This is a genomic window from Streptomyces sp. NPDC022910, assembly GCF_055561075.1.
In genome coordinates this window covers 34,636-48,170 of record NZ_JBVHHL010000033.1, presented here as the reverse complement: position 1 = coordinate 48,170, position 13,535 = coordinate 34,636, and the positions used below count along the sequence as shown (strand labels likewise).

Annotated in this window: 16 protein-coding genes; 3 read left to right on the top strand and 13 right to left on the bottom strand. The window is 71.6% G+C overall.

Translation table 11 applies throughout. The features are described from left to right. Nucleotides 1-105 precede the first annotated feature (105 nt). Entirely contained in the window at nucleotides 106-726 is a 621-nt protein-coding gene (locus ACZ3TS_RS27355) for an SCO3374 family protein (RefSeq protein WP_467622864.1), read from the top strand. On the opposite strand, the gene ACZ3TS_RS27350 is transcribed toward ACZ3TS_RS27355, so the two are convergent. The 10 genes from ACZ3TS_RS27350 to ACZ3TS_RS27305 all read right to left on the bottom strand — a co-directional run bounded on the left by ACZ3TS_RS27350 (nucleotide 705) and on the right by ACZ3TS_RS27305 (nucleotide 9,132). Further along, nucleotides 705-1,043 (bottom strand): histone-like nucleoid-structuring protein Lsr2, encoded by a 339-nt coding sequence (locus tag ACZ3TS_RS27350; protein ID WP_467622862.1) that lies wholly within the window; start codon nucleotides 1,041-1,043, stop codon nucleotides 705-707. The genes ACZ3TS_RS27355 and ACZ3TS_RS27350 overlap by 22 nt on opposite strands. Before the next feature lie 248 nt (nucleotides 1,044-1,291). Beyond that, the gene (locus ACZ3TS_RS27345) at nucleotides 1,292-1,822 is read right to left on the bottom strand and encodes an amino-acid N-acetyltransferase (protein ID WP_467622859.1); all 531 of its coding nucleotides are present in this window, start codon (nucleotides 1,820-1,822) and stop codon (nucleotides 1,292-1,294) included. A 9-nt stretch (nucleotides 1,823-1,831) separates the two neighbouring features. Continuing rightward, nucleotides 1,832-2,392 (bottom strand): BlaI/MecI/CopY family transcriptional regulator, encoded by a 561-nt coding sequence (locus ACZ3TS_RS27340; RefSeq protein WP_467622946.1) that lies wholly within the window; start codon nucleotides 2,390-2,392, stop codon nucleotides 1,832-1,834. A gap of 166 nt (nucleotides 2,393-2,558) precedes the next feature. Further along, nucleotides 2,559-2,738, bottom strand: a complete 180-nt coding sequence (locus tag ACZ3TS_RS27335) for a hypothetical protein (protein WP_467622857.1) — start codon at nucleotides 2,736-2,738, stop codon at nucleotides 2,559-2,561. Between the two features lie 98 nt (nucleotides 2,739-2,836). Continuing rightward, a complete protein-coding gene (locus ACZ3TS_RS27330) occupies nucleotides 2,837-3,493 on the bottom strand; it encodes a hypothetical protein (RefSeq protein ID WP_467622854.1) in 657 nt (218 codons plus the stop codon). A 197-nt stretch (nucleotides 3,494-3,690) separates the two neighbouring features. Next, nucleotides 3,691-4,488, bottom strand: coding sequence for a type III pantothenate kinase (locus ACZ3TS_RS27325; protein ID WP_467622852.1), 798 nt, complete (start codon nucleotides 4,486-4,488; stop codon nucleotides 3,691-3,693). Between the two features lie 9 nt (nucleotides 4,489-4,497). Beyond that, on the bottom strand, nucleotides 4,498-5,475 hold the full coding sequence (gene nadC / locus ACZ3TS_RS27320) for a carboxylating nicotinate-nucleotide diphosphorylase (protein ID WP_467622850.1): 978 nt from the start codon (nucleotides 5,473-5,475) through the stop codon (nucleotides 4,498-4,500). Nucleotides 5,476-5,480: 5 nt separating this feature from the next. After that, nucleotides 5,481-7,199, bottom strand: a complete 1,719-nt coding sequence (locus tag ACZ3TS_RS27315; protein WP_467622847.1) for an L-aspartate oxidase — start codon at nucleotides 7,197-7,199, stop codon at nucleotides 5,481-5,483. Next, nucleotides 7,196-8,215: a pantoate--beta-alanine ligase gene (panC, locus tag ACZ3TS_RS27310; RefSeq protein WP_467622845.1), complete on the bottom strand. Its 1,020-nt coding sequence runs from the start codon at nucleotides 8,213-8,215 to the stop codon at nucleotides 7,196-7,198. The genes ACZ3TS_RS27315 and panC overlap by 4 nt, the downstream gene beginning before the upstream one ends. Beyond that, on the bottom strand, nucleotides 8,212-9,132 hold the full coding sequence (locus ACZ3TS_RS27305) for a Rossmann-like and DUF2520 domain-containing protein (RefSeq protein WP_467622843.1): 921 nt from the start codon (nucleotides 9,130-9,132) through the stop codon (nucleotides 8,212-8,214). Before ACZ3TS_RS27305 ends, panC begins: the two co-directional genes overlap by 4 nt. Before the next feature lie 301 nt (nucleotides 9,133-9,433). On the opposite strand from ACZ3TS_RS27305, the gene ACZ3TS_RS27300 reads away from it, so the two are divergent. Further along, nucleotides 9,434-10,585, top strand: a complete 1,152-nt coding sequence (locus tag ACZ3TS_RS27300) for a threonine aldolase family protein (RefSeq protein WP_467622945.1) — start codon at nucleotides 9,434-9,436, stop codon at nucleotides 10,583-10,585. 45 nt (nucleotides 10,586-10,630) lie between these two features. Here the strand turns inward: ACZ3TS_RS27300 and ACZ3TS_RS27295 are convergent, their stop codons facing one another. Beyond that, entirely contained in the window at nucleotides 10,631-10,846 is a 216-nt protein-coding gene (locus tag ACZ3TS_RS27295) for a hypothetical protein (protein ID WP_467622841.1), read from the bottom strand. 161 nt (nucleotides 10,847-11,007) lie between these two features. Between ACZ3TS_RS27295 and ACZ3TS_RS27290 the strand changes: the two genes are divergently transcribed. Next, nucleotides 11,008-12,114, top strand: coding sequence for a DUF5937 family protein (locus ACZ3TS_RS27290; RefSeq protein WP_467622838.1), 1,107 nt, complete (start codon nucleotides 11,008-11,010; stop codon nucleotides 12,112-12,114). Between the two features lie 37 nt (nucleotides 12,115-12,151). On the opposite strand, the gene ACZ3TS_RS27285 is transcribed toward ACZ3TS_RS27290, so the two are convergent. After that, on the bottom strand, nucleotides 12,152-12,784 hold the full coding sequence (locus ACZ3TS_RS27285; protein WP_467622835.1) for an AAA family ATPase: 633 nt from the start codon (nucleotides 12,782-12,784) through the stop codon (nucleotides 12,152-12,154). A gap of 46 nt (nucleotides 12,785-12,830) precedes the next feature. Beyond that, nucleotides 12,831-13,502, bottom strand: coding sequence for a response regulator (locus ACZ3TS_RS27280; RefSeq protein ID WP_467622832.1), 672 nt, complete (start codon nucleotides 13,500-13,502; stop codon nucleotides 12,831-12,833). Nucleotides 13,503-13,535: the final 33 nt, after the last annotated feature.

Below are 13,535 nucleotides of genomic sequence, written 5' to 3'. Positions count from 1 at the left end.
TCCTTGCGCTGGCGGACACCCCCGCACGCCCCCTATTTGGGCACTCTGCGCAACCACTTTGCAACCCAGCGTAACCCTGAGTCGACTTCCACTGTTGCTCCTGACATGGTCCACACGGTGCCTCTCCCCCGAAGAGCGCTCGACCCGAGCGGTGCGGTGCGCCACTGGTACGAGGAGGAGCTGGGCTGGGAGACCCTGCCCGGAGAGCCGGTGCGGCTGGTCACGGGCGTGCGCTTCGACGTCCTGGAACTCCCCGCGGAGGCCGGATTCGCCGCGCTGCGGCATCTGGGACCCGCGTCCCCGGTGGCGCTGTGCGACCGGCGCATGCAGCTGCTCGTGGCCGCGGGCAGCGCAGAGGAGCTGCCGGGGTTGCTCGACTGGCTGGACTGGGGCGCTCTGGCCCTCGATCTCACGGCGACCGGGGCGGGCGGGCACATCGAGGCCCCGCCACCGCCTGGATTCACCTCGGCGGCAGTGCCGCCGGGCCGGGCCGGCACCCCGGGATCCCGGCCGCTTCCCCTGAGCCGGAACGATTCACAGGGGGCCGCCGTCTGGCTGCGGCCCCCTGAGCCGGAGTGCGAGGTGGAACTCCTGCTGCCGACGCTGTCGGCCGTGCGGGGCGGCGGGGGCGCCCCCGATCTGGTGCGGCTGGTCCACACGATGGCGACACAGTGCCATCGGGTCCGGCTGCGGCGCTCGTGCGCTCAGCCGTTCTCCTTCTCGTAGGCCTCGCGAATGGACGCCGGGACACGACCGCGGTCGTTGACCTCGTAGCCGTTCTCCTTCGCCCAGGCCCGGATCTGCGCGGTGTCCTGGCTGCCACCGGAAGCTGCGGCGCGGGTCTTGCCACGTCCGCCCGACGCACGGCCTCCAGTACGACGACCACCCTTCACATAGGGGTCGAGAAGGCCACGGAGCTTGTCGGCGTTGGCGGTCGTGAGATCGATCTCGTACGTCTTGCCGTCCAGCGCGAACGTGACGGTCTCGTCCGCCTCGCCACCGTCGAGGTCGTCGACAAGAAGGACCTGAACCTTCTGTGCCACCGGATTTCCTTTCATCGATAACTTCAGGGCCGAGGGTCTGCGGCCTGTGCCGCCTGTTTCGCGTCCCCTGTTATATGCAGTACTGCAGTACGTCGGAAAGCAAACCGCTTTTCCTGGAAAAACACAAACCCCCCGCGAAGGTCGACGGTCGACCCGGAGACCGGAAAGATACGCGTTTCGGACATAGGGAACCCGGGCAAGGTCGTCCGGCTGAAGCACAGCTGAATAGTCGGTCGATCCCTTGGCGATCACAGATGCAGAAGCATCCGGCTGTTGCCCAAGGTGTTCGGTTTCACTCGTTCGAGACCGAGGAACTCCGCCACACCCTCGTCATAGGAACGCATCAGCTCCGCGTAGACATCGGTGTCGACGGGCGTCTCACCGATCTCCACGAAGCCGTGCTTCCCGAAGAAGTCCACTTCGAAGGTCAGACAGAAAACACGGCGAACGCCGAGCCAGCGGGCGGTCTGCAGCAACTTCTCCAGCAACTGGTGCCCGACGCCGAGACCTCTGGCACCGGGCGTCACCGCGAGAGTGCGGACTTCCGCGAGGTCTTCCCACATGACGTGCAGGGCGCCGCAGCCCACGACCTCACCGTTGTCGTCGCGTTCCGCCACCCAGAACTCCTGGATGTCCTCGTAAAGCGTCACCGTTGCTTTGTCGAGCAGGATGCCGCGCCGGACGTAGGCGTCGAGGAGGTGGCGCACCGCCGGGACATCGCTCGTCCTGGCCCGTCGGACTGTGATGGCTTTTGCGGTGACTTCGGGGCTCTCTGGCATGAGCGGACGCTATCGCCCGGTGCTGTCCTCGGCAGAGGCGGGGTTCTTCTCGTCGGGCATCTCCGCGGGGTTCTCCCGGGGGTTCCCGTCGGGCTTCTCGTCGTTGCTCCCGCCCGAAGGACCGGGGGGTGTGCCGGATTCGTGGGATTCGTGGGATTCGGCATCCCCTGCGGCCGGCGTTTCGGTACTCGCGGGCTCACGGGTACTCTCCGGGCCTTGCACGATGCGCACGGCGTCACTCAGTGCCTGCCTCTGTTCGTCGCTCATCATGCCGAAGAAGGCGACGAGAGCGGCGGCCGCGTTGTCGCTCTGTGACCAGGCGTCGTTCATCAGCGCGGCCGCGTAGGCGGCACGGGTGGAGACCGCCTCATATCGATAGGCCCGGCCTTCCGCCTCCCGACGGACCCAGCCCTTCTGATGGAGATTGTCCAAAACGGTCATGACCGTGGTGTACGCGATCGACCGTTCCTGCTGAAGGTCTTCCAGGACTTCTCGAACGGTCACAGGGCGGTTCCACTTCCACACCCGCGTCATGACCGCGTCTTCGAGTTCTCCCAAGGGGCGAGGCACGCTCAGCAGAATAGTGGGAGATGTCGCCAATGGCCTGTCGGACGGGCAACTATGCGGCAAACGGCAACAAAAGGGGCGCACGACTCGAAAAACTCGTGAGTCGTACGCCTGGGTGACCTGGGAAGACACCCGGAGCGCGGGCCCCGCGCCGATGAGACCGGGCCGATCAGACCTCGGCGTCCCGGGTGGTCTGGCGGGCGCCCTCCGCGCGTGCGAGGGCCGCGTCGACGGCCGCGTCCTCCTTGGCCTTGTTGGCGCCGCCCTGAGTCTTCACGATCACCCTGATGAGACCGATGAAGAACACGGCCATGACGACCGGCGGCACGAGCGCGGAGACGTAGTCCATGCGTCCAGAGTAGCCAGGGCCTGTCCGATGGATCCCGGTCGGGTGGGCGTTACCGGATCGGGGCAGGTACGGCGGGTACGGCACCCCTGGGAGCGGGGCTAGCCGACGGCGAGCTGCCGCTGCGCGTGCGGCGGCCCGGGTTTGCGCTTCGGCGGGAAGACCTCGCCGGGAGTGGGGATGGGGCGCGAGGGGCGCGGGGTCCCCGGCTCGGGGCGCTGAGCGGGCTTCTCGGGCTTCTCGGCGGGCTTCTCGGCGGGTTTGCGGGCGGGCTTCTCGGTCGGCTCCTCGGCGGCGTCTGCGCGCCCGCCCGGGAGCGCCGTGAGACGGGTACGGGAGGCCGGGATGACCGCCCTGCGGGGGGTGAGGTGGGCACGCACGTCACGTTCGGCGAGGGCTCGGCAGCGGTCGAGGAGGGCTGCGGCAGCGGGGGTGCCCCGCAGGGCACGCAGAGCGGCGAGGTCGTCCGGGTCCGGGCGGTGGCCGGCCCGGAGGGCGTCCTCCAGGAGGGCGAGGTAGCCGGTGGCGGCGCCGGGGAGGGCGGCACGGTAGCGCGCCAGGTCCGCCAGCAGGAAGGCCCTCAGGCGGGCACCCTCCCGCACCGCCTCGTCGACGGACTCGGCGAGGCGGAGGCAGTCCTTGACGTCCTCGGCGGAAGCGGTGCGGGGGAGGAGGGCGAGGGCGAGGGCACGGCGGAGCACGTGCAGCTCCTCCGCGCCGAACGCCAGGCCGCCGCGGGATCCGTATGGCGTGGGCATGCGGGGACGCTACCGCTAATCGGACAAAACGGGGCGATCAGGGGGTCCGTGTCGCTTCCCGGTTCCCTCAGGTGGGGGCGACGTACGCCTATTCGCCGTTGGCGTGTCGACTCGGGCGCGGCTGCCGGTCGTCTGTGGCCGGTCGCGCAGTTCCCCGCGCCCCTTTCGGGGCCTGCGCCCCTCAAGAGCGCAGGCCCTCACATGCGCGACACGTTCCTTTCGTAGACCAACCGGAGACCGATCAAGGTCAGCCACGGCTCGTGTTCGTCGATCACCGAGGACTCGCCCAGGACCATGGGAGCCAGGCCGCCCGTCGCGATGACCGTGACGTCCTCCGGGTCGTCCGCCAGCTCGCGGGACATACGACTCACCACGCCGTCCACCTGGCCCGCGAAGCCGTACACGATGCCGGCCTGCATCGCCTCGACCGTGTTCTTGCCGATCACCGCGCGCGGCCGGGCCAGTTCGATCTTGCGGAGCTGGGCGCCGCGGACACCGAGGGCCTCGACGGAGATCTCGATGCCGGGGGCGATGACGCCGCCCGCGTACTCGCCGCGCGCCGAGACCGCGTCGAACGTCGTCGCCGTCCCGAAGTCCACGACGATCGCCGGGCCACCGTAGAGCTCGACCGCCGCCACCGCGTTGATGATGCGGTCGGCGCCGACCTCCTTCGGGTTGTCCATCAGGATCGGGACGCCCGTCTTGATGCCGGGCTCGACCAGGACCGCGGGGACGTCGCCGTAGTAGCGGCGGGTGACCTCACGCAGCTCGTGCAGAACGGACGGAACGGTCGAGCAGATCGCGATGCCGTCGATGCCGTCGCCCAGTTCCTCGCCGAGCAGGGGATGCATGCCCATCAGTCCCTGGAGGAGCACCGCCAGCTCGTCCGCCGTGCGGCGCGCGTCCGTGGAGATGCGCCAGTGCTCGACGATGTCCTCACCGTCGAACAGGCCCAGGACAGTGTGCGTGTTGCCTACGTCGATGGTCAGCAGCATGGGCCCTACCTACTCCGCCGCTCGCAGGTCCAGACCGACGTCCAGGATCGGGGAGGAGTGCGTGAGCGCTCCGACCGCCAGGAAGTCGACCCCCGTGTCCGCGTACGCCCTGGCGTTCTGCAGGGTCAGGCGGCCCGACGCCTCCAGGAGGGCCCGGCCGCCGACGATGGCCACCGCCTCCTCGCACTCGCCCGGCGTGAAGTTGTCCAGGAGGATCAGGTCCGCGCCCGCGTCCACGACCTCGCGCAGCTGGTGCAGGGTGTCCACCTCGACCTCGATCGGCACGTCCGGGAACATCTCGCGGACCGCCTTGAAGGCCTGGGCCACGCCACCGGCCGCCACCACGTGGTTGTCCTTGACCAGTGCCGCGTCCGACAGGGACATGCGGTGGTTGACGCCACCGCCGCAGCGGACCGCGTACTTCTCCAGGGAACGCAGGCCCGGCGTCGTCTTGCGGGTGTCCCGTACCCGAGCCTTGGTGCCCTCCAGGGCGTCCGCCCACGCGCGCGTGGCCGTCGCGATGCCCGACAGACGGCACAGGATGTTCAGCGCGCTGCGCTCGGCGGTGAGCAGGTCACGGGTGCGGCCGGTGACGGTCAGGAGCTTCTGACCGTCCTCCACGCGGTCCCCGTCGTCCACATGGCGCTCGACCTCGAACTCGTCCGTGCAGACCACCGAGATGACCGCCTCGGCGACCCTGAGGCCCGCCACCACGCCTGCCTGGCGCGCCGTGAAGTCGCCCGTGGCGACCGCGTCCTCGGGGATCGTCGCGACCGTCGTCACGTCCACGCCGTGGTCCAGGTCCTCCTGGATGGCGACGTTGGCGATGTCCTCGACCTCGACCGGGTCGAGTCCGGCGTCGGCCAGGATCTGGGCGAGCGCGGGATCGAGCCCGCACTCCAGGTATTCCTCGTCGCCGTCCGCGCCGCAGGCACAGCCGTCGCCGCAGCCGCCGCTCGGGACGAGGGGAAGGTCGGGGGTGCTCACTTCTGTCACTGCTCCTGGGGACGGTGCTGCCGGGTAGGGGGGAAGTCTGCGGTGTCGGTGGTGCGGACGGCCAGCGTCCGGTCCGGATTCAGCCGTACGACGATGTGGCGGCGCCAGGCGGTGTCGTCACGCCCCGCATGGTCCTCGCGCCAGTGACAGCCGCGGGTCTCCGCACGCAGGAGGGCGGCGGCGACCAGGACCCGGGCCACGCACAGGAGGTTGGTGGTCTCCCAGGTGTCCACGCCGGGCTCGGAGGTCTTGCCGTTCTCGTCGAGGGCGTCGCGCGCGTCGCTGTGCAGCCGCTGGAGGCGGTCGGCGGCCTCCTGGAGCGACCGCGCGGACCTGAGCACTCCGGCCCCGTCCGTCATGATCCGCTGAATCGTGAAGCGGTCCTCCGGGGGGAGCAGCGGGTGCGCGGGCCTGTCGGGATACGGGACGGGTTCGGGCACGCGCGTGCGCAGGCCGTCCTCCGCCCGGCCGCTTGCGATGTCGGCCGCGATGCGCTCGGCGTAGACCAGGCCCTCCAGGAGGGAGTTGGAGGCGAGCCGGTTCGCGCCGTGGACGCCCGTGCAGGCGACCTCGCCGCACGCGTACAGGCCAGGCACCGTCGTTCTGCCCCGGGAGTCGGTGCGCACGCCGCCGGAGGCGTAGTGGGCGGCCGGGGCGACCGGGACGGGCTCGGTGACGGGATCGATGCCGTTGTCGCGGCAGGCGGCGAGGATCGTCGGGAAGCGGTGCTCCCACATGTCGGCGCCGAAGTGCCGGGCGTCGAGGAACATGTGCTCGGCGTTCTGCTCCTGCATCCGGCGCATGATGCCCTTGGCGACGATGTCCCGGGGCGCCAGTTCGGCCAGCTCGTGCTGCCCGACCATGAAGCGCACCCCGTCCGTGTCCACGAGGTGGGCGCCCTCGCCCCGTACCGCCTCGGAGACCAGCGGCTGCTGGCCCTCCGCATCCGGGCCCAGGAAGAGCACGGTCGGGTGGAACTGCACGAACTCCAGGTCGCTCACCTCGGCGCCGGCGCGCAGGGCGAGCGCCACGCCGTCGCCCGTCGACACCGACGGGTTGGTGGTCGCGGAAAAAACCTGGCCCATGCCGCCGGTCGCGAGGACCACGGCGGGGGCGTGCACGGCGCCCACGCCGTCGTGCTGGCCCTCGCCCATGACGTGCAGGCTCACGCCCGCGGTCCGGCCCTCGGCGTCCGTCAGCAGGTCCAGGACCAGGGCGTTCTCGATCGTACGCAATCCACGCGCGCGTACGGCCTCGACGAGCGCCCGGGAGATCTCCGCGCCGGTTGCGTCACCGCCGGCGTGCGCGATCCGGCGACGATGGTGCCCGCCCTCGCGGGTGAGCTGGATGCCGCCCTCGTCGTCGGTGTCGAAGTGGGCGCCCGTGGAGATGAGCCGGCGTACGGCGTCGGGCCCCTCGGTGACCAGGATGCGCACGGCCTCCTCGTCGCACAGCCCCGCGCCCGCCACGAGCGTGTCGTCCAGGTGCTGCTCGGGGGTGTCGCCCTCGCCCAGGGCCGCCGCGATGCCGCCCTGGGCCCAGCGGGTGGAACCGTCGTCGAGACGGGCCTTCGTCACGACGACCGTCCTCAGACCCACCGCCTCGCAGCGCAGGGCCGCGGTGAGGCCGGCGACGCCGGAGCCGACGACCACGACGTCCGCGGAGATGGACCAGCCCGGTGCGGGCGCGTGCAGTCGTATGCCTGTGCTGGTCACGAGGCGGCTCCGTGAGGGTCGACGGGCTCGGGGGCTCCGAAGGAGAGGGGAATGTTGTCGATCAGCCGGGTCGTCCCGACCCGGGCGGCGACGGCGAGGACCGCCTCGCCGGTGAAGTCGTCGGGGATCTCGGAGAAGTCCGAGGGATCGACCAGGGCCAGGTAGTCCAGGACCAGCGGCGGGTCCAGATGGGCGGCCTCGTCCAGGACGAGACGGGCGGCCGCGCGGACGGCGGCGGGACCGCCGGGCGCGGCCTTGGCGACGGCGTGCGCGTCGGCGGCGGCGCGCGACTCACCTATCGCGCTGAGCGCCTCGGCACGCGCGCGTGTGGAGGGCACTTCGCGGGCACGCGCACGCAGGGCCTCCTGGGCGGCGTGCCGGTCGCGGCCCGCGAACAGGGCTCGCGAGAGGGCGAGCGCGGTGTGCCGTTCGTCGGGCGACAAGTAGCGGTTGCGGCTGGAGAGGGCCAGGCCGTCGTCCTCGCGCACGGTGGGTACGCCGACGATCTCCATGCCGAAGTTCAGATCGCGCACCATCCGGCGGATCAGGGCGAGCTGCTGGGCGTCCTTCTGACCGAACAGGGCCACGTCGGGGCGGGTGAGGTGCAGCATTTTGGCGACGACGGTGAGCATGCCGTCGAAGTGGCCGGGGCGGGAGGCCCCTTCCAGACGCTCGCCCATGGGTCCGGCGGAGATCCGCACCCGGGGCTCGCCGCCGGGGTAGACCTCGTCCACGGAAGGTGCGAACACGGCGTCCGCTCCGGCCTGTTCGGCGATCTTGAGGTCGGCGTCCAGGGTGCGCGGGTAGCGGTCGAGGTCCTCGCCCTTGCCGAACTGCAACGGGTTGACGAAGACGGTGACGACGACCTCGCCCTCCGGTCCGGCGATCTGGCGGGCGGCGCGGATCAGGGTGGCGTGGCCCTCGTGCAGGGCGCCCATGGTCATCACGACGGCCCGGCGGCCGTGCTTCACGCGCGCGTGAAGTTCGCCGGCGGTGCGCAGCAGGGTGGTGGTCACCGGGCACTCCCCTCGGTCCCGTCGGCGAGTACCCCGAGGAGGTCCTCGGCCAGCTCGGGCTTGAGCAGTCCGTGGGCCAGGGCCCGGTCGGCGGTCGCGCGGGCCATCGCCAGATATCCGGCGACGGTCTGCGGGGCGTGCCTGCGCAGCTCGGCGACGTGCGCGGCGACCGTGCCCGCGTCGCCGCGCGCGACGGGGCCGGTCAGGGCCGCGTCGCCGGAGCGCAGGGCGTTGTCGAGGGCGGCGCCCAGCAGCGGGCCGAGCATGCGGTCGGGGGCCTCGACGCCCGCCGCGCGCAGCAGTTCCAGGGACTGGGCGACCAGGGTGACCAGGTGGTTGGCGCCGAGCGCGAGGGCCGCGTGGTACAGCGGGCGCATCTCCTCGGCGATCCACTCGGGCTCGCCGCCCATCTCGATCACCAGTGCCTCGGCGGCCAGCCGCAGTTCCTCGGGCGCGGTGACGCCGAAGGAGCACCCGGCCAGGCGCTGGACGTCCACCGGGGTGCCGGTGAAGGTCATGGCGGGGTGCAGGGCGAGCGGCAGCGCCCCGGCACGCAGGGCGGGGTCGAGCACCGTCGCTCCGTAGCGCCCGGAGGTGTGCACGAGCAGCTGTCCCGGCCGTACGGCACCGGTCTCGGCGAGGCCCTCCACGAGACCGGGCAGTGTGTCGTCCGGCACGGTGAGGAGGACCAGATCGGCACGGTCCAGGACCTCGGCGGGCGGGACCACCGGCACGTCCGGAAGCATCAGCGCCGCCCGTCGTCTGGAAGCGTCCGAGACCCCGGAGACGGCGACCGGGCAGTGCCCGGCGAGCTGCAGCGAGGCGGCGAGCGCGGGTCCGACCCGGCCGGCTCCGACCACGCCCACGGTGAGCCGCGCCGGGCGGTCCTTGGGGTCTGGCTGCTGGAATGTACTCACTCGACGGTGGCCTTCCCGTTCCAGTCCGCTCTGGGTACCGGACGATTTCTCGTCATGTTAACGCGATTGGGTCCCGGGCCGGTCGGCCGTCCACAGGCTGTGGGTTTCAGCAGGTCGCGGAGGACAGGGAAATGAGGGTGCCCGGCGGCGGGAACGCGCGGCATCATCCGGGCGTGAGGACGAGTTGACCAAGGTGGAGGGGCATACGGTGCACAGGACGCAACACGGCGAGGGGCCGACGACCGGGCAGGACGTGCGGCCGGCGGCTCCGGCGCACGGCGGGCGCGAGGAGGAACGGCCGGTGGCGCCGGAGGAGCTCCTGCGTCTGCGTCGGGAGCGCCGGGTCGCCGCGCTCCGGGGCGCCGAGCGCGTTCTGGCGCGTCCGGGCTACCTGGGGACGCTCCGGGAGCGGCTGACGCTGCTCGACGGCGTGCAGGACCTCTACGACCTGGACGAGACCGCCGACATCTACGGGACGGGGGTCGTCGAGGCGCTGGAGGAGAGGGTCGCCGGGCTGCTCGGCAAGGAGGCCGCCGCGTTCTTCCCGACCGGCACGATGGCCCAGCAGGTGGCCCTGCGCTGCTGGGCCGGCCGCACGGGCAACCCCACCGTGGCCCTGCATGCGCTCGCCCACCCCGAAGTGCACGAACGCAAGGCGTTCAGCGAGGTCAGCGGGTTGCGCCCGGTGTGCGTGACGGGCGAGCCCAGGCTGCCGACCGCCGACGAGGTGCGGGACTTCGGAGAGCCGTTCGGCTCGCTGATGCTCGAACTTCCCCTCCGGGACGCCGGTTTCCTGCTGCCCAGCTTCGAGGAGCTGACCGAGGTCGTGGAGGCCGCGCACGAACGTGACGCGGTGGTGCACTTCGACGGCGCGCGCCTATGGGAGACCACGGTCCACTTCGACCGCCCGCTGGACGAGATCGCGGGCCTCGCGGACAGCGTCTACGTGTCGTTCTACAAATCGCTCGACGGGTTCGGCGGCGCGGCGGTCGCGGGTCCCAGGGCGCTCGTCGAGGAGGCGAGGACCTGGCGGCACCGATACGGCGGCATGGTCTTCCAGCAGTTCCCGACGGTGCTGTCGGCCCTCGCCGGTCTGGAGCGGGAGCTGCCCCGGCTGCCGGAGTACGTGCGCCACGCGCGCGTGGTCGCCGTCGCACTCCGCGAAGGGTTCGCGGCGGCCGGGGTGCCGTGGGCGCGCGTGCACCCCGGCGAGCCGCACACCCACGAGTTCCAGGTGTGGCTGCCGTACGACGCCGACGCCCTCACGGAGGCCGCCCTCCGGCAGGGTGAGGAGACCGGGACCCTCCTGTTCACGAACTCCTGGGACCGGGGCGGCCCGGACCTGGCCTTCACCGAGGTCGGCGTGCGGGCCGCCGGGCTGGCGTGGACGGCGGACGACGTGAAGGCGGCGGTGACGGAGTTCGTGGGGCGACTGCCGGAGGTCGGGGGCTAGGTCCGGGCCAGGTCTGGCCTAGGCGGCATCACCTGGCGGAAGCCCTCAGCGGCCCCGATGCGGGCGGTGGTTGTGCAGCCGTCGCGCCAGCGCGGCCCGTATCCGCCCGTGCGCCGGGCGGCCCGCCATGACGGCGCGGAACTCGTGCTCGTCGCGCAGTTCGCGGACGAGTTGCCAGTCGTGGATGCCCGGCGCGGGCGGGGCGGGCTCGCCGAGCCGCCGGGCGCGGTAGGTGTCGAGGTACTCCTGAAGGATGCTCATGGCGGATCGCCTCTTCGGGACGTGGAGACAGGGATCCGTAGGCTCGGCGGCTGCCCCGGTCGTGCTCCAGCCTGCGCCTGCCCCGGCCGGGCGTCGCCCCGATTGACGACCGTCGTCAATCGTCGGCCGCGTTGTCGTCGGCACGGTGCACCATGAGTGTCATGAGCGTGGACATCGACATCACCGGGCTGCGACGGGAGAGGGTCGCCGTCGTGACCTCCCCGCTGGCCGAGCTCGGGATGGCCCTGCACGCGTTGTCCGAGCCCGGTCATCACCCCGGGCTGCAGGGCTGGGCGACGACCGTGACCGCCGGCCTCGACTCGCATCTCGCCGACCGGATGTGCGAGGCCGACTTCCTGTGGCGTATGACGTTCTCGGACCTCTTCCTGCCGTACGCGGGCATTCCGGGCCGGAACACGCTCCCCGGCGCCACCCTCGCCGAGGAGCTGGACCTGCTGGACAAGCTCAGCGACGAGCAGTTCGTGGACGCGGCGCTGGAGTTCACCTGCGCACTGCCGTACGGCGTGCCGGGCCCGGCCGCCCTCGCCGACGCCGGAGCTCGTCGGCGCGCCCTGGACCTGGCCGCCGCCCGCGGGCCTCAGCAACTGCTGTTCACCGAGCGGCTGCTGGCCGACCCGCCGCGGACCCGGGCCTGGCTGCGGCAGTTCCTGGAGGACTGCGACGCGGCGTTCTTCGCGGACACCTGGTCCCGGCTGCGCCACCAGCTCGCGGCGGACGCCCGCCACAAGACGGACCTGCTGCGCCGCAAGGGCCTGGCCGAGGCGCTTGCGTCCGTGTCACCCGCGGTGACGCTCGACGAGGCCGGGGCCCGGATCACCGTGGACAAGCTCGGCGAAGGACGCTCCGCCACGGCGGGTGGCGGCCTGCTGCTCGTCCCGACGAGCCTGGGCCGGCCGCACCTCATGGTGCTGCACCGCTACGGATGGCAGCCGGCGCTGCACTACCCGGTCAGCTCTTCGGAGATGGCGGCGCCGCCGTCGGTGGAGCAGCTGACCCTGCGGATGGCCGCCCTCTCCCACCCGGTGCGGATGCGCCTGTGCCGAAGTCTGGCCCGCAGCGCCTTCACCACGGGCGAGTTGGCCCAGTCCCACGGCATGACGGCGCCGGAGATATCCCGGCACCTCAGCGCCCTGAAGAAGGCGGGCCTGCTCACCACCCGCCGCCGCGGCCGGTACGTCCTGCACCAGCTGGACGTGACCGCGGTGGCCCGGCTGGGGAGCGACTTCCTGGAGGGAATCCTCCGGTAGCCGCCGTACGAAAGCCGTCGTCGGTCGAAAGCCGCCGTCAGTCGAAGCGCATATGCTTCAGCCCGACCTTCGCCTGCCGCAGCCGGGTCCGCAGGGCCCCGTCGTTGTTGGGCCTGAGCGTCAGCCCGGCGAGCACGGCGATCCGGTCCGCCGTCTTGGCCACCGTGGAGTGGTCCGTCCACAGGTGCTCGGCGAACTCCGGCTCGCGCAGCCGCTCCAGGCAGTGGTCGAGCTGCTGCACGGCCCAACTCTCCCTGCGCAGCGGGGCGTCCTTGCCGGCCACGTACTGGAGGAGGTGCCCGAGGCCGCGCTCCCGCAGCCGTTCCAGTACGGTCTCGCGCTCGGCGAGGAGCGCGAAGTGCCGTACGTCGTGGCCCCGTTCCCGCAGCCGGCCGACCGTCTCCTCGAAGTAGTCCGGGTCCGTGAGCGTCATGGGGACGATGACCACGCCGTCGTGCCCGCTCAGCGCAAGGTCGAGGACCTCGACCACGCCCTGCCGCCAGGACGCCAGGTCCTGGAAGTTCCCCCGCAGTTCGGGCGGCAGCATGCGGCGCAGCCCGAAGCCGGCGTGTTCGGGGTCGCAGATGACACTGCCCGGCAGACGTCGCTGGATCTCGTGTGCGGTCTGTGTCTTGCCGCCCCCGAAGGGGCCGTTGATCCACAGGAGCATGCGCAGACCCTAGTGGGGGCACGTCTCCCGTGGGTCACTCGGTGCCTCAACCATGTCCGCCCGCCCGTACCAGACCGGTCTCGTACGCGAGGACGACCACCTGCACGCGGTCCCTGAGCCCCAGCTTCGTCAGAATGCGGCCGACGTGGGTCTTCACGGTGGCCTCGGACAGCACGAGCCGCGCCGCGATCTCCCCGTTGGACAGACCCTGCGCGACCAGCACCATGACCTCCCGCTCGCGGTCGGTGAGCCGTTCCAGCTCCTTGTGCCGCGGTTCCCTGGTGCCGCCCGGGAGCATCGGCGCGAACCGGTCGAGGAGGCGGCGCGTGGTGGAGGGCGCGACCACGGCGTCGCCGCTGTGCACGGAGCGGATGGCGGCGAGCAGTTCACCGGGCGGAACGTCCTTGAGCATGAAACCGGAGGCGCCCGCCTTCAGCCCGGAGAACGCGTACTCGTCGAGGTCGAAGGTGGTCAGGATGAGCACCTTCGGGGGGTTGGGCTCCGAGCAGATGCGGCGGGTGGTCTCCACGCCGTCCAGCTTCGGCATACGGACGTCCATGAGGACCACGTCGACCTCGGTGGAGCGCAGCACCTGGAGGGCCTCGACACCATCGCCCGCCTCCGCGACGACCTCCATGTCCGGCTGGGCGGCGAGCACCATCCGGAACCCGGTGCGCAGCAGCACCTGGTCGTCGACGAGCATCACGCGGATCGGCATGGCGGGGGTCCTCCGGTCGGCCTTCGGTCAGTG